The following is a 17593-nucleotide window of genomic DNA, read 5'->3' on the forward strand; positions in this document are numbered from 1 at the left end:
GCAGCGAGGCCCGGCGATCATTCCTGCCCGGAGGCTGCGACCTCAGCTGAAATCGGACCCGACACCTACTCCAGCGTTCATCGGTGGATCGAGGCTAAAGCACGATTCATGCACTTGATACATGGCGGAATCGCGCCGATCTGCGGCAACACGTTAGGTCCGGGCCTACCCTGCGACGCACTCCTGACCTGGCCTTTCGTGCGGCGGATCGCATCTAATGCACGAATCGTGCATCTAATGTATCGCCGCACACGGACGCCGTCACTAAGTGCTGGTCCTATCCCAGCGCGTGGATTACCTCAGCAGTCGTGAGCACTTCGTGCGCGTAGGTCGGCCCGTCAATGTTGAGCGCGGCGTGCAGCGCCTCTTCGGACCTGGCCGCAGTCGCGTCACGGACCAAGGTCGTATGGAAGCCCAGTTCCATCCCGATCCTGGCCGTGGCCTCCAAGCACGTATTCGCCAGTAGTCCCACGCAGATGATCTTCTCCTTGCCGAACCGCTTGAGCTTGTGCTCCAGGTCGGTGTTCGGGAAGCCGCTGGAGGCCCAGTGTTCGGTGGCCACGACATCGCCGTCCTGGACCTGGAAGTCGTCGTGGAACGTCCCGCCCCAGGTGTCCTTGGCGAACGCCTGCCGCTCGGCAGCACCGAGCTGATAGGGCGAGGGGTACTTCCAGTCCTGGTAGTCGCCGGGCTCCCACCGGTGGTGCGGTACGTGGTAGACGGTGATGCCCTTCTCCCGGGCGGCTGCCACTAGCGTGCGCAGGTTCTCGTGCATGTCGTTGGCCTCGGCGATGTCCTTGACCCAGGGGTAGAGCTTGCCGCCCTCGGTCAGGAAGTCGTTGTACAGGTCCACGCACAGCAGTGCGGTGATCTCGGGCTCGTAGGCCGTGGTCATGATGTCCTCCTCGTAATGAGTGGTGCCGGTATCGCGGTGATGCGCGTCGGTCGGGTCAGCGGGCGGCGACGAGCAGGGGTTGGCTCACGACTCCGAGGTATCCGTCCTGATCGTAGAGGTCCCCGTCGGTCACACCGCGGCCATCTGCGGAGATGATCGTGCGCGCGGTGATGTTGACCCACTCGGTGCCGGGCTGTCTGCCGAGGGTGAGTGTCATGGTCGGCGGGATGAACGCCCACTCGGTCTGGGAGAGCTCGGCGGAGAGCCCGTTGGCGGAGTCCGCGACGATCGCCAGCCGTTGGACGGGGCTGGTCTCCTCGCCGGCGACGAGCGGGATGCGGGGCCTGGCCCAGACGTTGGCCGGGCCCGTCTCCTGGTAGGAGCCTGCGACGAAGCGCCACTCGATGGCCCGCCCGTACCCCCAGTCCGGATCCACGCCGGGGAAGTAGACCTGCTCCTGCTCCTCCGGCAGCGCCGGGGCTTCCACTGTGTGTGCTTGCTCGGTTGTTGCGCCGGGGGTGGCGCGGAGGCGCCAGGCGGTCGCGGTGACCGCGAGCTTCTCGTTTGCCCACAGCTTGGCCTCGACCAGCTCGATCCGTTTGCCCGGCCGCAGGATCTGCGCTTCGGTGCGAATACGCCCCTGCGGGATCGGGCCGAGCATGTCGATCGAGATCCGCCCGATCGGCATCCCCGCATCCGGGCGCACCCGCTCGACCGCGCGAGCCAGCAACGCCGCCGGCGGTCCGCCGTGCTGCATCGACTCGTCCCAGGGGCTCATTGTGGCCGCGGTGGAGTCGAACTCGTTCTCGGCGAGTGGCAGGTAGAATGCTGCGGGCAATGAGGCGGTATCGGGTGCGGGCATCGGGTGTCCTTTCCTGGTGCTTCTTCGGACCACCGCGGGCGCGGTGGCCGGGAGCGGAAGTGTTCCGGGGGCTATCCGGCCAGGGGTACCGGTGTGCGGTCGGTGCTCGACGGGCGAATCCATGCCGTGGTCGCCACGGTGAGCTGACTTCCGCAGGCGCTGCACCTCTCACCCATGGTGCTGTGGGTACCGCAGGCGCGGCAGACGATCTCGATCTCCCGGTCGGCATCGCCGGTGGCGTGCTTGCCGGCCCACAGCGAGAAGGCGTGCAGGATCGGCAGCGCGTCCTTCGCGGCCTCGGTGGGCTGGTACTCGTAACGGGTGCGGCGCCCATCGTGGTAGGGATGCCGGGTGACGAGCCCGGCTTCGGTCATGGACTTCAACCGTGCTGCGAGTGTGTTGTCCGCGATACCGAGTCTTTCGCGTAGGGCGTCGAACCGTGTCTGTCCGTTCACCAGTTCGCGCAGGATCAGCAGCACCCAGGGGTCACCGACGGCTTGGACGCCGCGGGCGATCGAGCAGGCATCGTGCGACCAGTCAGAGCGCAGAGGCACGATGCCACCTCAGCGTTCCGGTGCGGGCCTGGCCGTCCTGCTGGATGGGTTCCAGCAGGTCCAGGCTCAACGTGTCGTTCTGGATCGTGGCCCGGCGGGGCACGTCGCTGCCCTCCCAGTTCGGGAACAGGCTCGCGACCGGGTGATGGGTGATCACGTCTACGTCCACGCTGTAAGTGCCGGTATAGGCGAGGTAGCCGGCCGCGGCAGCGGCGCGTTCAGCGTCCGTGCCGCCGTGCAGGGCCCCGTCCGCATACGCCGGGCGGCCAGCGGCGCCAATCTGCACCGACATGTACCCGTCAGCGGTGTACATGATCATCCCGGTCGCGTGCTCCCCGAGCGGGTAGGCCACGTCGCTACCGTCGATGTCCTTCGTCTCGTAGGAGCCGAACGTCCACACGCCGACGACGGCGTCCTTCACTGATTCTTCACTGGCTTGCATAAAGCAAGCCTACATCCGATGGCACGCGACGGCCAACCCACCTGGACGGCATGAGGACCCAAGCGAGCAGGCCATTCGGGCACTTCGATCATCCGACCCTGCCGGTAAAGGTCCGAAGTTACATCAGATGCATTCGTCTCTTGATCGCACCGTGAACCCTCGACCCACCAGGTCAGTCGCATTCGATGCCCGGTTTCACGTGCGTGGGCTTCCACCGAGGTAATGCTCCGTGCCCGACGTTGACGCGAATCGGCGGCTGGCGCCCCACCCGGTGCCTGTGCACCTGGGGGCATGGATGTTTTTCCCGATTTCGAGGGCATGAGCGGCATCGGTGATCTCATGGAGGTCGCCGGTGCCTTGCTCATGGCCGCGCTGATCATCGCCGTGCTCATGGTCCTCGTCTCCGCGATCATCTGGGCGATCGCTGCGAGCACCGGCAACTACAGCCTCGCCGCCAAAGGCCGCATCGGCGTGCTCGTCTCCCTCGGCGGCGCGATCCTCGCTGGAGCGGCCACCGGATGGCTGAACTGGCTGGTCAACCTCGGCGAACAGCTCTGATCCCCGCCCCACTCCACGAACGACCCGAGCGCCCATCCAGATACCGGATGGGCGCTTCTTCATGCCACGACAACGCCCGTGCACCTTGCCGCAGACAAGCACCCAACGACTCTGCATGAAGGAGCGTCTGTCGTGATCAACATTGACCCCAATGACTCCGGACTCCCCGGCATCGAACAGCTGCGCGAGATCGTCGGCGCCGTGATGACCGTGGCGCTGATCCTGTCCGTGCTCGCCCTGATTATCTCCGCGATTGTCTGGGCGTACGGCTCCAACTCGAGCAACCCGAACCTCGCGGGCAGGGGCAAAATCGGTGTCCTCATCAGCTGTGCCGCAGCCGTCCTGTCGGGGGCCGCAGTCACCCTGGTGAACTTCTTCTGGGACGTCGGGCAGGGCATCTGAGATGGGCTTCTGCGACGTACCTGTCCTCTCCTCGGTCTGCGACACCGCAGGGGAAGCCGCGGCCAGCCTCGTATCAGCACCATTCGAGTGGCTGGCCGCGGGCATGGGCGCGGCCGCGGAATGGATGTTCGAGTCCGTCTGGAAGATCTTCGACACCACGACCCTGGTCGATGTCACCAGCGGCGAATACGTCGAGGTCTTCAACTTGATCTTCGGCATCGCGATCTTCGTGATGCTGATCTTCTTCTGCCTGCAACTGATCACCGGGATGATCCGCCGAGAACCCGGCGCGCTCTCCCGCGCAGCCTTCGGACTGGCCAAGAGCGTACTCGGATCCTTCGTCGTGCTCACCCTGACCGCCCTACTGCTCGAGATCGTCGATCAGCTGTGCATCGGCATCATCCAAGCCGCCGGCGAGACCACCGAGTCGATGGGCGCGAAGATCACCGGCCTGGTCGCCGCGCTGGCCACCCTGAACATCACCGCGCCGGGAGTCGGCGCGATCATCTCGATCTTCCTCGGCGGCCTCGCGATCTCCGCGGCCGCGATCGTGTGGCTGAGCCTGCTCATCCGCAAAGCACTGCTGCTGGTCGCCGTGGTCCTGGCCCCGTTCGCGTTCGCCGGGGCCTCCTGGGATGCCAGTCGCGGCTGGATCGGCAAATGGTCGATGTTCGTCCTCGCGTTGATCTTCAGCAAGCTCGTCCTGGTCATCATCCTGCTCGTGGCCGTCACCCAGGTCTCAGCACCGATCGAGGCGGATCTGGCCTCGGTCGCCGATCCTCTCGCCGGAATCGTGCTCATGGCGCTCGCCGGGTTCGCGCCCTATCTCACCTACAGATTCCTGTCTTTCATCGGCTTCGACCTCTACAACTCGATGGGCTCCGAGCAGGAAGCGAAATCGGCACTGAACCGGCCGATGCCGACACCGGGCAAGCCGCAGGGCAACAGCCCGAACAAGGTCCTCGACGGAAAGTCCGACAAAGGCGGCGACGGCGGAGGCGGGGGGAAGAAGTCCGGCAACAGCTCGAGCCAGGCCGCCACTCTTGGTCCCGGCGGTGGCACCGGTGGCTCCGGTGCCTCCAGTGCAAGTGCGGGGTCGGCGGGTGCTGGTTCGGCCGGAAGTGCTGGAGCCGGCAGCGCGGGCGCTGGAGCGGGCGCGGGTGCCGGGGCCGGCGCAGCTGCGGCCGGGCCGGCCGCAGCGGTCGTGGCTGGTGCCGCGGTCGCGAAGAAGGCCGCCACCGCCGGCCCCGAAGCAGGCCAAGCCCTGGCCGGACAGGCAGAGACGGCAACCGAGGGCGCCGAGAAGCCCTCCCAGGACACCACGACCTCGACACCGGCCCCGGTCGATACCCCGGCCCCGAACGCCGCCCCGGCGTCCTCGCCGGTGCCGAAGTCGCCGCCGGACACGTCCTCACCGAAACCGTCCGCGCCCAAGCAGGGCCCGAATCGGCAGGGTCCGAAGCCCTCAGGCCCGACGAGTGGGAAGGAGTAGTCCCTCATGTCCACGGAAACCTCCACGGAGTCCGGGACCGCCCTGGTCCCGGCGAAGTTCAGCCGCCTGACCCGTCGGGGCATCCTGCTCGGGCTCTCGGCCTCCCAGCTGGTCACCCTCGGCATCGCCGGGGTGAGCCTGGTCGGCTCCTTCTACGGCGGCGGCGGGGCGCTGTTCCTGCTCACATCACCGATCTGGATCCTCGGTGCGGCGATGACCTGGATCCCCATCAGCGGTCGCCCCGCGGTGGAGTGGGTGCCGATCGCCGGCTGGTGGGTGTGGCGGGCCAGCATGGGCCAGCTGATCTACCGGCGCCGGATCGTCATGCCCCGCCCGGCAGGCACCCTTGCCCTGCCCGGTGATGCCGCCCGACTGCGGGAGTATTCCGATCCCGAGACCGGGGCCGGCATGATCCACGACCCCACGGCCGCGACGCTGACGGTGATGATCGAACTCTCTCATCCGGCGTTCGTGTTACTGGACCCGGTCGAGCAGAACCGCCGCGTCGAATCCTGGGGTCGTGTGCTGGCCACGATCTGCCGCTCGGGCCGGATCAGTCAGCTCCAAGTCTTGGAGCGCACCCTGCCCGACTCCGGGCAGGGCCTGGCCGAATGGTGGTCCGCCCACGGCAGCGACGACGGCTCGTGGGCGGCGACGACCTACGCCGAGCTCATCGACCGGGCAGGCCCTGCCGGGGAGAGGCATGCGACCACGCTGAGTCTGAGCCTGGACATGAAGCACGCCGCCCGCCAGATCCGCACCGCCGGCGGCGGCCTGCGCGGGGCGGCGAACATCCTCCGCCAGGACATGTCCACCCTCGCCTCAGCGCTACGGGCAGCCGACCTGTCCTTCACCGACTGGCTGAGCACCGGCCAGATCGCGGTGATCCTGCGCTCGGCCTACGACCCGGCCATCGCTGCGACCCTGGAACGCCACGGCGAGATCGGCCAGGACCTGGCCACCGCCGGCCCGGTCGCTGTGACTGAACGGTGGGGGCACCTGCGCACCGACTCCGCGTTCCACGCGGTGCTGTGGATCAGCGAGTGGCCCCGGGCGATGGTCCACCCCGGGTTCCTCTCACCTGTGCTGCTCTCGACCGGTATCCAGCGGGCGTTCTCGTTGATCTGCACCCCGCTGCGCACCGATCAGGCCGCGAGAGATATCCGCAAGAAGAAGGTCGAGTACATCTCCGACCGGACCCAGCGCGCCCGGATCGGGCAGATCGAAGACGCCGGGCACAGCGCCGAATTCCAGGACGTGCTCCAGCAAGAGGCCGATCTGACCGCCGGCCACGGCGTCGTGCGCTACACGGGCCTGATCTCCGTCTCGGCCGAAACCCTCGATGACCTCGACCGAGACCTGGCCGCACTCGAACAAGCTGCGATCCAGGCCTCCTGTGAGACCCGCCGCCTGGTCGGACAACAGGCCCGCGCCTTCACCGCCGCGGCCCTGCCCCTGTGCCGTCGGGTCTGACCCTTCGCGTGCACCTCCGTGCTATCTCCGCTCCCGCCCTGCAGCCGGAGCGTCCACCTTCGACTCAGGAGAGCTGATCATGCCGACCTACTCCGATCCCGCCCGTGATGCCGCCGAGACCGCCGAGGCCACACGCGGTCTGGCCCACGCCATCCACGCCATCTCCCGTCCCGAGACGATGCCCGGCATCGTTGGGGACCTGCTGGCCACCACCCGGCGCCTGCGCGAAACCCTCGAGGTCCTGGCGCAGACGCACGTGTACTACATCGACCGGGCCAGCACCGATGCCGGGGACTTCAAGACCGGTGAGGCCCATGCCTTCGCCGCCGCCGACGCGCTCGATGAGGCTGTCACCCTCATCGATGACGTCGAAGCTCGCCTGGACCGGGCCGGCACCCACGCCCACCTCATCGCCTGGCAGCCGTCCCCGGAACCGGACCCGCAGTGGCTAAACGTCGTCTTCCTCCAAGGCCAGGACGCCGATGAGGTCATCGAGATCATCGACGACGAAGGCGAAGACGCCGCGATCGATCACCTGCAGGCCTTCGACGCCGGTGCCGAGACCACCGACGCCGCTCTGACCAACGGCTACGTCTACACCACCCCGCCGATACGGGCCTTGGACCACACCGCCTCCGGTGAGGGCTACATGATGGTCTACAACCGCGACCTCGGCCACGTCGGCCTCTACCGGACCTTCACCCCGGACCCGGACGACGCCCTCGACACACCCGCCGCCCCCGCAGTGCCGGACCACAGTCATGTGCCGGGCTTCCCGCGCCCGGTGATCAAGCCGGCCCCGCGCCAGGCACCTGCCGGGCAGAGCCCTGCTCCACCGTCTTCTGGGGCGACGCAGTCGTCGCGCCGGGACAGCTCATGGTTCGAACACCCCGGTGTCGCCGCGGTCAAGGACAGCCGAGGGCTGGGACGATGAGCCGGGACGACGACGAGCGACTGCACACCTCCGTGCTGGTCGCCCCTGCCTCTGAACGGCGCCGCTCCCGCAAGGCTCGCCGGGCCGCGGCCACCGCGATCCAGGCCAAGCAGAACCGCCAGCACATGGCCGCAGCGAAGGCACGCGCCGAGGCCGAACGCGCCGAACGCCGTGCCCGGGCGTACCTGCCGGCCTCCGGGGAGCCGGGGCCGGCAGCGCTGCGCACCCCGGGCCGGTTCCGGTTGCCGCGGCATCAGGACACCACCGCCAGCCTGGCCGCGGCCTATCCCTTCTTGGCCGAAGGGGGCCTGGGCAGTGAAGGCGTGTTCATCGGTCAGGACCTCTACTCGGGGGCCAGCTTTGTCTATGACCCGTGGGTGCTCTACGCCCGCGGCGTGATCACCGCCCCGAACGTCGTGGTCGCCGGCATCGTCGGCTCGGGCAAGTCGGCCCTGGCCAAGAGCCTCTACACCAGAAGTCTGCCGTTCGGACGGCGCGTGTACGTGCCCGGTGATCCCAAGGGTGAGCACACCCGGGTCGCCCAAGCCGTGGGCGGGCGCGCCATCGCGCTGGGCCACGGGCTGCCGAGTCGGCTCAATCCCCTTGATGAGGGCTACCGGCCCAGCGGCATGACCGATGCCGAGTGGTCCTCCACGGTCGCCTCCCGCCGCCGAGACCTGATCGGAGCACTGACGGAGACCGTGCTGACCCGGCCGCTGACGCCGCTGGAGCACACCGCGATCGACACGGCCCTGGCCGCGACGGTGCGGGAGAACGACACGCCGATCTTGCCGATGGTCGTCGAGCACATCCTCAACCCTTCCGACGATGCCGACGGACGTTTGACCGAAGACGGCAGGATCGCCGGCCATGCCCTGCGTCGGCTCGTGGTCGGGGATCTCGCGGGACTTTTCGACGGTCCCTCGACCGAGATGTTCGACCCTACGCTGCCGATGATCAGCCTGGACCTGTCCCGGGTGACGGAGAACAACACGCTGATGAGCGTGCTCATGACCTGCTCGTCGGCCTGGATGGAGGCGGCCCTGTTGGACCCGCGCGGCGGTCAGCGGTGGTGCGTCTATGACGAGGCGTGGCGGATGATGAGCCACCCCCCGCTGCTGCGGCGGATGGACTCGCACTGGCGGCTGGCCCGCCATTACGGGATCGCCAACCTCATGCTCTTTCACCGGATCTCGGACCTGGAAGCCGTCGGCGATCAAGGATCGGCGATGCGTTCGATCGCGGCCTCCCTGCTGGCCAACGCCGAGACCCGCGTGATCTACCGGCAGGAAGCCGACCAGCTCGGCTCCACCGCCAAGGCCCTGGGCCTGACCGGCACCGAAGAGTCCTTATTGCCGACCCTGAGTGTTGGGCAGGGGCTGTGGAAGATCGCCTCGAGATCCTTTGTCACGCAACACCAACTCCACCCCGCCGAGATGGATCTGTGGGATACCAGCGCTCGCGCGGCCGGGAAAGTCTGAAAGCACCGTCCTGGTCCACAAGCTTCGCCGACGCTTTGGTTTCCACAGGCAGTCGACACCTTTGGACCGTCGCGATCGAGACTAAATAGTAGTTGTTATGCTCTGGGCCTCAGGATGCGACAGCGGTCAGCAGCCGAATACCAGAGTCCGCAAGTGCTGTCGTGCCTGCATCGGTTAAACGCACCGCTCGGGTGGCACCGAGACGTTCAATCCATCCCTTGTCGAAGAATACCGAGCACAGTTCTTTTCCGAGCGGTCCGGCCAGGTGGAAACGTCTCTCGGTTGAGTCCATGCATGGAGTGGCAGTCACCGACTGCGCGTGCGGAAGCCCCCACGCGGCCAGCAGCTCACGACCGGCGGCGGTGGGCTCCCACATTTCGTTCAGGCAGTCTCTATCGTGAAGCTGTTCTGCGAGTGCGACACCGAGGCGACCCGCGAGGTGCTTATAGCACGTGCGTCCAGCCCGGGCGCGGTCGGTGGCGGAGGAGGCCCGAAGACTGTGGGCGGTGTCGAACTTCGACTGCGCAACGATACCAAGACTCTCAATGACGCGGGCGATGTCGCTACCAGCAAGGCGGACGTAACGATGCCGGCCTTGGCGGATGTCGAGGACGAGCCCCCGCTCGGTGAGAAGGTCCACGTGTTCCGAGGCGGTCGAACGCGCGAGGCCACAGTAGTTCGCCAGCTCGCCGACCGTCCATGCACGCCCATCCATCAGAGCGGAGCACATCGCTGCGCGTGAAGCGTCGGCCAGCGCGGCGGCGGTCCGGGAGATATCCGGAAGAGCCTCGGGAAACGTGCGCGTGTCCATCCCTCCAGTATGAGCCCCTGTCTGTTCGGCAACCACCGAACAGTTCCTGGACAAGACTCAATGCCATCGCATCTGTCGTATTCAGAGGAGGAATGATGAGTACGGGACGTCCGCAGTACCGTGGCACCTACGACGACGACTTCTACTGGGAGAGGGTCAATCGCAACCTCGGCTGGCTCGGCGACACCACCGAGGAGCAGCGCGCCAGGCAGGAAAGACTCCGCGACTCTGTGATCGGGGTCGTTGGCACCGGAGGCATCGGTGGCGCAGTTGCCGCCCGTTTGGTGCGCATGGGAGCACTAAATCTGAAGCTGGCCGATCCCGACCATTTCGATCTCACGAACGTGCAGCGGCAGTACGGTGCCGGACGCGACACGATTGGTCGGAACAAGGCCGAAGTGGTCGCTGAGCAGGTTTACGACCTCACAGGCGATGTCAACATCGATGTGTTTCCTGAAGGTATCACTCCGGACTCGGCCGAGGAATTCATGGACGGGTGCGACTATGTCATGGACCAGATGGAATTCTTCCAGATCAAGAACCGGTATGCCCTGCATCGAGCGTTCCGCGCCTCGGATCGGTGCAAGTTCATGTTCAAGATCCCGACAGTGGCTCATTCGACGATCATCTTCACCTATACGAAAGACTCGATGCCGATCGAAGAGGTCTATGACCTTCCCGAGGACGCCGAATTCACGCCGGAGGTCACACGGCGGCTGATGGAACGGATCATGCCCGAGTACCAGGACTTCCCGTCGGAGAAGACCCTGGACGAATGGTTTGTGAAGAACCAGACCATGCCGATTTTCGGAGCCTGCCCCCCGTTGGCCGAAGGTGTCCTTGTCGAACGCTTGGCCCAAGAGATCATGGACCTGCCCGGCCGGGTGCCGCTTCCCGTGCAGCCTGGGTACGCCCTCTTCGACACCCTGACGTGGCGGGCGAAGCTGGTGGAGAAGGCGTGGTGGGCACAGTGAACACACGATTCGTCCTCATCACCGAGACCAACTCACTGTTCGGCTATGAGTTTCTGCACCGTCTCCTCGCTGACGAGCGAAGCAACCTGGCAGCGGTCGTCACACGGGCGCCCGGCGTTCTCTGCGACTACTACCTCGACGATGACGTGCAGGTCGATGTCGCTACCGAGGCTCGCCAGAACGGCGTCGACGTGTATCAGCCCGAGAACCCCAATGCTTCCGAAATCGTGGAGGCGATGCGCGCGCTGGCTCCGGACTACATCATCGTGGCGAACTACCAACTGCAGGTCGGACGCGAGCTGAGGGACGTGCCCGCTGTGGACATCCTCAATTTCCATCCGAGCCCGCTGCCACGCTATGCAGGACTGGCCCCTTATTACTGGATGGCTCAGAACCACGAGGCCCAGGGAGGAGTCTCGGCAATCCGCATGAGCGCGGGCCTCGACGACGGGCCTCTCATCGCTCAGCAGCTGCTGAGCCTGCGCGGGGACGAGACGCCTGATGAAGTCCGTGCCTCCCTCTCTGTCAGGCTGGTTGTGAGTCACTCAGTCTGACACTGAGAGGAACACTAACCATGACCATCACTACTGGATACAGCGTGGCAGAGATCCGGTCTTTCCTGGTTCAGTACGACCAGATCCCCTTCGGACAGAAGGGCAAATGGGTCGATGCTCAACCGTTCACGCGAAAGCAGCTGTACACGTGGATACGAGCTCTCGTTACCGGCGACCTCGACCGCGGACTCGTCCCGCGGAACAATGACCCTATGACCTATGCGGCACGGCGGAAGAAGATGACCGAGGAATTGACCTCGGACCGTGAGAAAGCCCTGATGAAGGAACTCGCGGTCAAGGAGGCGGCTCTGGCCGCGAAGGAGAAGGAACTGGCGTCCCAAGGTGAGGAGATCCGCAGGCTGGAAGAGACGGCGAACAGCTTGGGAAAAGCTATCGGGCTCTTGCACAGCAGGAACGTGTCAGAGCCCGACGCGGACGAGGAACAGTCGAGTCCGAAGAATTCCTGACCATGGAGAACACCCTCGTGTTCGACCTCGTCGAGTCTGGCCTGTCACAGCGCCGAGTTCTTGACGTCGTGGGCCTGTCACGGTCTACGTGGCATTACCGGCTCAACCCGCGCCAGACTACGGCTGAGCCGGTGGCGCATCGGGACCGGGCCTATCCGAACCGCATCGATGCTGAAGCGAAACAGCAGATTAAGACACTCATCGAAGCAGGGTGGGCCGATGATCACTCGGTTGATCATGCATTCGCGCGGGCCTGGGACGACGGGATCATGGTCGCGTCCCAACGCACATGGTGGCGCATCGCTGCCGATCTGGAGGATCAGACCAAACGGCCGCAGGTCGCCACGCGCAAGGGCACAAGGCAGCCCCGTGAGATACCGGTGCTGGTGGCGACCAAGCCGGGGCAAGTGTGGTCATGGGACATCACTGATGTGAAGTCGGTCTGGGCACACGTCGTGTTCAAGGTGTACTCGATCATTGATATCTTCTCCCGCAAGATCGTGGGATATCGGGTCGAGCACCGCGAGTCCGATGACCTTGCAGTGGAGATGTTCGAAGACGCTATCACGAGATATGGTGCCCCGGAGTTCGTGCATGCCGATTCTGGAGCGGCGATGAAGTCCGCGGTGTTGAAAGAAGTCCTGGCCGTTCATGGCACTGAGACAACGCATAACCGACCGTATGTGTCTAATGACAACCCGTATTCGGAGTCAGCGTTTCGCACGATGAAGTATCGGCCGGCGTATCCCGTCGTGTTTGATGACCTTGATGATGCTCGAGACTATGTCGGTGCGCATGTGCAGTGGTACAATACTGAGCATCGTCACTCCGGGATCGCTCACTTCACCCCGGACCAGGTCCAAGACGGGTCCTGGAACACAGTATGGGAGAAACGACAGGACACTCTGGCCAAGTATTACGCGCAGCATCCGGAACGGTTCGCGAAACCACCGACGACCCCGGCACCAGCCGAGGTCGTCGGGATCAACCATCGAGAGATAGACACGCTAGCAGCGTGAGTGACTCCAAACAGCTTGACAGGGCGCGCCTCGCACTTCGGTGCCTCATGGCGGCTGTTCGATCTGGTGTTGCCCACACTCCATGCACGAACGTACCGGTCCTGGCCGCAAGACCTAAGTCTGCGGACCTACTACGGTGCGCCGCCCCAGCGCGTACTGACCACAGCCTGACCCAGCAGAGACCCGGACCGTAACGGCGCAGAGAGGAGCACAGTGAACACACAGCGAAAAACCGGTGCGCTGGTGGCCGTCGTGCTGGGATTCTTCATCGTCATGCTCGACACCACCATCGTCAACGTGGCACTGCCCGACATGGCGGCGTCCTTGAACACGCAGGTGGCGACCCTGCAATGGGTCGTCGACTCCTACACGCTCGTGTTCGCCGCACTGTTGCTGACTGCCGGTGCCGCCTGCGACCGGATTGGTGCGCGCAAGGTCTACATCCTCGGGCTCGTCGCCTTCGGAGTTCTCTCCATTGCCTGCGCTCTGGCGCCGACCGGGCCAGCGCTCATCATCGCCCGGGCCCTCCAAGGCATCGGCGCTGCGGCAGTCGTACCCGGATCGCTCGCGCTGCTGGCAACGGTCTACCCGGACCCGGCCGAACGCTCGAAGGCCATTGGACTCTGGGGTGGAGCCGGCGGTATTGCCTCCGCCTGTGGTCCAGTCTTCGGCGGACTACTGGTTTCCGCGATCGGTTGGCAGGCGGTTTTTTGGGTCAACGTGCCGATCATCGCGTTTGGCTGCTGGCTGACGATGCGCAGCATCGGCGCCTCGGCGCATGACCGAACTCGGCGGCTCGATCCCGCTGGCCAGGTGATCTCCATCGCCGCACTCGTGGCGATCACCTACTCTGTCATCACCTCAGGTGAGCAGGGGTGGAGCCCCGTCCGGCTGGGCTTGCTCCTATTCGGCGTTGTCCTCGTCCTCGTGTTCGTCTGGGTTGAGCGTCGCCATCCCGATCCGATGCTGCCCATCGTGCTGTTCCGAAAACCTCGCTTCACGGTCGCAGCCCTCGTCGGTTTCGCACTCAACGTCAGCTTCTTCGGCCAGTTGTTCGTGCTGTCGCTGTACTTCCAGACGTACCGTGGATACGACCCGCTCATCGCCGGTCTAGCACTGGCACCCCAAGCTTGCAGTGCGGTCATCGCCTCCCCATTGGGAGGGCGTGTTGCCGCCCGTATCGGACCATTCCCGACGATGCTGATCGGACTGCTCATCGGAACAGTGGGTTTCGGAAGCCTGATCGTTCTGAACGCGACTACGCCCTACCCGCTGATCGCTGTCCTGTCCTTCATCGCAGGATTCGGTATGGCATTCACCATGCCCGCCGCTACTTCCGCTGCCGTGGCGGCGGCTCCACCCTCGCACACTGGTGTGGCCGGTGGCGTCATCAACGCAGCCCGCCAGACCGGGAGCATCTTCGGCATAGCGGTGCTCGGTGCCATGATCGCAGGCACCAACGGTTTTCTCCCCGGCTTCCACCAGGCAGTCGCAACGGCCAGCGCAGTATTCGCTGTGGCGGCCGCACTGGTGGTGCTGGCCCTTCTGACCACTCGCGAGCAGGCGTCGAACACGCCCACTGGATGATCTGAGCAGTCACACCGGCAACGCCGGGACACGCTGATTGCCACTTTGAAATGACTGCGGATCTTGCCGCGATAGATAAAACAAACATGAGGCGTAAGATTCAGATGCGGAAACCCAGACGAAGCAACCGCACCTGGAAGTCCGGCGAAGATTGTGAAGGGCTTCGCGGATAATTGAGAACCCCATCCCGGTCAGACGATCTCAGTTCTAAGCTTCACGAACCCTTCTGATCAGCATCGTCCTCGTCTCCCTGTAACCTGGCGTGCTCTGTCAAGCGCGCCTCCGCCGCGCGTGCGAGGTTCTCCGGCAGACTAGGGCCGATAGCGCGCGGTGAGGTCTCATGAACGAGCAGCACTCGTCCGTAGACCCGTCCAACCAGCGAGCAGAGGGCCGCAAGAACGAGGGCCAGTCGGCAGTCATCAGGGGAATTGTGGCCGTGCCAAAGAGAGGTAAAGCGCATTGGCGGATTTCAAGGAGGAACTCTCTCCGGGCCTCATCGAACGTCTCGGCAGTGAACTCGCTGGTGCTTCGGCATCATTCGAGCGGGCAACGTTCGAACAGCTCGCGATTGATGGTCTCGATGAGCGTGAGCTGATGGCCCGGCTGGACTGGATCGCCTGCGCTCTCACGAAAACAACGCCGCCCTCGCCCGAGGACGCCGACCGGATGATTCGCGGCGCCCTCGATCGCGGAGGTCTCCAGGACTGGGCATCGATGGCCGTTAACGCCTACATTGCTCAGACGATGCTGGACCGACCCGATATCGGTCTGCCGCTACTGGCGGCCTTGACCTCCCGGTACACGGCGGAGTTCGCGATCCGCCCGTTCATCGACGCCCAGTACGAAACCACGATGGGGTACCTGCGGGCGTGGACGCGTGACCCGGACGAGCACGTGCGCCGGCTCGTCTCCGAGGGCACCCGTCCGCGGCTGCCCTGGGGCAGGCGCCTCGCCGGATTCATCGCCGATCCCACACCCACATTGGAGCTGCTGGATGCTCTCGTGGATGACGAGTCGTTGTATGTGCGCCGGTCGGTGGCGAACCATCTCAACGACATCGCCAAAGACCACCCCGACCTCGTCCTCGAGACCGCCAGACGGTGGGCGGCCAGCACCACGCAGGGTGACTTCGTAGTGCGTCATGGCCTGCGCACGCTCATCAAGCGCGGGCGCCCAGAGGCGATGGAGATCCTCGGGTTCGATCCGGACGCGGTGATCGAGATCACTGACTTCACCTGCACGCCGGCGAGCATCGCGATCGGCGATGCGGTCACGATCAGCTTCACCCTGCAAGCCGAAGAAGCCACGAGAGCGGCCATCGACTACGTGATTCACTACCAGGGGGCTCGCGGCCCGAAGTCGGGCAAGGTGTTCAAGCTGACCGTGCGCGATCTGCCGGCGGGCCAGCCGGCGCGTTTCTCACGCGAGCACCGGTTCGGGCACGTCTCGGTGCGCACGATCCATCCCGGCCCGCACCGGATCGAGGTGCAGGTCAACGGACGCATCCTGGATGGAACGATCATCGAGATCACCGAAGACGAGGTCTCATCCTGACCCCGTACCCGCTGGTTCCAGTTCGTCGAAGAGCGGTGGTGATCGCGCTCAGGTTGCCGCGTTGTCTGAAACAATGTGCCCCATGGCTAACACGTTCGATTCCCTGATCGAAGCCGGGGCCTGCGCCGACGTGTCTGGGTGGGATTTCTCCTGGCTGGAGGGGCGGGCCGCTGAGGAGCGCCCGCCCTGGGGCTATGCACGGCAGCTTGCCGACCGGCTCAGCAGGGCCACGGCGTCGCTGGATATCCAGACCGGCGGCGGTGAAGTCCTCGCCGAAGCCAAGACGTTTCCCACCACTGCGGTCGCGACCGAATCCTGGTTGCCAAACGTCGCGAAAGCCACCCGCCTGCTACATCCCCGCGGTGTGGTCGTGGTGGCCGATCCGGACGAACCCCCGCTACCGTTCGCAGACGAGGCGTTCGACCTGGTCACCAGCAGGCACCCGGCCACGATCTGGTGGGAGGAGATCGCCCAGATCCTCCGCCCCGGTGGCACCTACTTCGCCCAGCACGTCGGGCCGGCGAGCGTGTTCGAGCTGTTCGAGTTCTTCCTCGGCCCGCAACCGGCTGCGCGGCGAGGACGCCACCCCGACGACGAGACCGCCGCAGCCCAGGCCGCGGGCCTGGAGATCGTCGACGTGAAGACGTCGAGGCTGCGCATCGAGATCCATGATGTCGCGTCCATGGTGTATCTGCTGCGCAAGGTGATCTGGTGGGTGCCCGGCTTCACCGTGGAGAAGTACCACGATCGTCTCTGCGACCTCCACGACCTGATCCAGCAGGACGGCCCGTTCATCGCCCACTCCACCCGCCACCTCATCGAAGCCAGACGGCCAGCGGCGTAGGACACAGGCGCGGGTTCGCCAGGACCGGGCAGTTCCAGGGTACCCTCAACCGCGGTGAGCAGTATCGCCCCGCGACTTCAGGAGTCGCGACGATCTGCCAGGATTCCTAACAACAGTGGACCCCAGCGGACAAGGCGGGCGGACGCACCTGAGAGGCATGAACTTCAGTCAAGAAGATGTGCCCCTAGAGATAATCAACCCTAGCTCCGCCCCCTCAGATGAGGCCATCCCAAGCCCGACCTACGATGCAGACCGGGAACGCCTGACCGGATACATGAAACGGCTCAGTACGGGACTGGAGCAGATCAAACGCGACTACTCCCGGTTCATCGACCTCGAAGACGAAGACCCCGAGACGTTCGGAGCCGGGCATTTCGTCCTCTACCCAGATGGCGAGAGTCATGCCCGCTTCGCCATCGAGGAGCACTACACCGGCACGGACTGGTCCGATCCCGACCGGCTGCCGACCTCCTGGTCCTGGAAGGCCGAAGAAAGAACCCGCCAGCCGGCCGGTGATTATCAGTGGAGCACGCACGCCAGCGGCAGGGTCCAAGCCGCCGACGTCGACCAGCTTATCGACCACGCCCGCGCTTGGGCGCAGTCGGTGCGGGCCCAGACCCTCCGGACGGAATCCTTCGATGCCACTGGCCGCGCCGGACCCGGCCCCGCCCCGCCCAGCCACCGCCTCTA

Annotated in this window: 19 protein-coding genes; 13 read left to right on the top strand and 6 right to left on the bottom strand. The window is 65.3% G+C overall.

Going from position 1 to position 17593, the window contains the following annotated elements:
- Positions 1–277: 277 nt before the first annotated feature.
- The 4 genes from CCASEI_RS11695 to CCASEI_RS11710 all read right to left on the bottom strand — a co-directional run bounded on the left by CCASEI_RS11695 (position 278) and on the right by CCASEI_RS11710 (position 2753).
- On the bottom strand, positions 278–895 hold the full coding sequence (locus CCASEI_RS11695) for a cysteine hydrolase family protein (protein ID WP_009882017.1): 618 nt from the start codon (positions 893–895) through the stop codon (positions 278–280).
- A gap of 55 nt (positions 896–950) precedes the next feature.
- Positions 951–1757, bottom strand: coding sequence for a thioesterase family protein (locus CCASEI_RS11700; protein WP_009882016.1), 807 nt, complete (start codon positions 1755–1757; stop codon positions 951–953).
- A gap of 71 nt (positions 1758–1828) precedes the next feature.
- Positions 1829–2311, bottom strand: coding sequence for a winged helix-turn-helix transcriptional regulator (locus CCASEI_RS11705; protein WP_009882015.1), 483 nt, complete (start codon positions 2309–2311; stop codon positions 1829–1831).
- The gene (locus CCASEI_RS11710; protein WP_009882014.1) at positions 2295–2753 is read right to left on the bottom strand and encodes a lipocalin-like domain-containing protein; all 459 of its coding nucleotides are present in this window, start codon (positions 2751–2753) and stop codon (positions 2295–2297) included. Before CCASEI_RS11710 ends, CCASEI_RS11705 begins: the two co-directional genes overlap by 17 nt.
- Positions 2754–3044: 291 nt before the next feature.
- On the opposite strand from CCASEI_RS11710, the gene CCASEI_RS11715 reads away from it, so the two are divergent.
- The 6 genes from CCASEI_RS11715 to CCASEI_RS11740 all read left to right on the top strand — a co-directional run bounded on the left by CCASEI_RS11715 (position 3045) and on the right by CCASEI_RS11740 (position 9093).
- On the top strand, positions 3045–3311 hold the full coding sequence (locus CCASEI_RS11715; protein WP_025388076.1) for a DUF6112 family protein: 267 nt from the start codon (positions 3045–3047) through the stop codon (positions 3309–3311).
- A 132-nt stretch (positions 3312–3443) separates the two neighbouring features.
- The gene (locus tag CCASEI_RS11720) at positions 3444–3713 is read left to right on the top strand and encodes a DUF6112 family protein (protein ID WP_009882012.1); all 270 of its coding nucleotides are present in this window, start codon (positions 3444–3446) and stop codon (positions 3711–3713) included.
- A 103-nt stretch (positions 3714–3816) separates the two neighbouring features.
- Positions 3817–5205 (top strand): conjugal transfer protein TrbL, encoded by a 1389-nt coding sequence (locus tag CCASEI_RS11725; RefSeq protein ID WP_196776661.1) that lies wholly within the window; start codon positions 3817–3819, stop codon positions 5203–5205.
- 6 nt (positions 5206–5211) lie between these two features.
- Positions 5212–6678, top strand: a complete 1467-nt coding sequence (locus tag CCASEI_RS11730; protein ID WP_009882010.1) for a PrgI family protein — start codon at positions 5212–5214, stop codon at positions 6676–6678.
- Positions 6679–6757: 79 nt separating this feature from the next.
- Positions 6758–7612, top strand: a complete 855-nt coding sequence (locus CCASEI_RS11735) for a hypothetical protein (protein WP_009882009.1) — start codon at positions 6758–6760, stop codon at positions 7610–7612.
- Complete coding sequence (locus CCASEI_RS11740) at positions 7609–9093, top strand: ATP-binding protein (protein WP_009882008.1); 1485 nt, start codon at positions 7609–7611, stop codon at positions 9091–9093. Before CCASEI_RS11735 ends, CCASEI_RS11740 begins: the two co-directional genes overlap by 4 nt.
- 109 nt (positions 9094–9202) lie before the next feature.
- Here the strand turns inward: CCASEI_RS11740 and CCASEI_RS11745 are convergent, their stop codons facing one another.
- Complete coding sequence (locus CCASEI_RS11745) at positions 9203–9958, bottom strand: helix-turn-helix domain-containing protein (protein WP_225868402.1); 756 nt, start codon at positions 9956–9958, stop codon at positions 9203–9205.
- A 38-nt stretch (positions 9959–9996) separates the two neighbouring features.
- Between CCASEI_RS11745 and CCASEI_RS11750 the strand changes: the two genes are divergently transcribed.
- From CCASEI_RS11750 to CCASEI_RS11785, 7 genes are all read left to right on the top strand, one after another.
- Positions 9997–10878, top strand: a complete 882-nt coding sequence (locus tag CCASEI_RS11750) for a ThiF family adenylyltransferase (protein ID WP_205751068.1) — start codon at positions 9997–9999, stop codon at positions 10876–10878.
- The gene (locus tag CCASEI_RS11755; protein ID WP_196776662.1) at positions 10875–11432 is read left to right on the top strand and encodes a formyltransferase family protein; all 558 of its coding nucleotides are present in this window, start codon (positions 10875–10877) and stop codon (positions 11430–11432) included. Before CCASEI_RS11750 ends, CCASEI_RS11755 begins: the two co-directional genes overlap by 4 nt.
- 20 nt (positions 11433–11452) lie before the next feature.
- Positions 11453–11899: a hypothetical protein gene (locus CCASEI_RS11760; RefSeq protein ID WP_025388078.1), complete on the top strand. Its 447-nt coding sequence runs from the start codon at positions 11453–11455 to the stop codon at positions 11897–11899.
- 269 nt (positions 11900–12168) lie between these two features.
- Positions 12169–12918: a DDE-type integrase/transposase/recombinase gene (locus tag CCASEI_RS11765; RefSeq protein WP_169731183.1), complete on the top strand. Its 750-nt coding sequence runs from the start codon at positions 12169–12171 to the stop codon at positions 12916–12918.
- Between the two features lie 213 nt (positions 12919–13131).
- Entirely contained in the window at positions 13132–14505 is a 1374-nt protein-coding gene (locus CCASEI_RS11770) for an MFS transporter (RefSeq protein ID WP_009882004.1), read from the top strand.
- Positions 14506–14964: 459 nt separating this feature from the next.
- Positions 14965–16059 (top strand): DNA alkylation repair protein, encoded by a 1095-nt coding sequence (locus CCASEI_RS11780; protein ID WP_009882003.1) that lies wholly within the window; start codon positions 14965–14967, stop codon positions 16057–16059.
- 82 nt (positions 16060–16141) lie between these two features.
- Positions 16142–16903, top strand: coding sequence for a class I SAM-dependent methyltransferase (locus tag CCASEI_RS11785; RefSeq protein WP_009882001.1), 762 nt, complete (start codon positions 16142–16144; stop codon positions 16901–16903).
- A gap of 214 nt (positions 16904–17117) precedes the next feature.
- Here CCASEI_RS11785 and CCASEI_RS15095 read toward each other — a convergent pair whose 3' ends face one another.
- Positions 17118–17585 carry a hypothetical protein gene (locus tag CCASEI_RS15095; protein ID WP_155894841.1) on the bottom strand — a complete coding sequence of 156 codons (468 nt, stop codon included), beginning with the start codon at positions 17583–17585 and terminating at the stop codon, positions 17118–17120.
- Positions 17586–17593 lie beyond the last annotated feature (8 nt).

It is taken from the genome of Corynebacterium casei LMG S-19264 (assembly GCF_000550785.1).
Classification (GTDB): Bacteria; Actinomycetota; Actinomycetes; order Mycobacteriales; family Mycobacteriaceae; genus Corynebacterium; species Corynebacterium casei.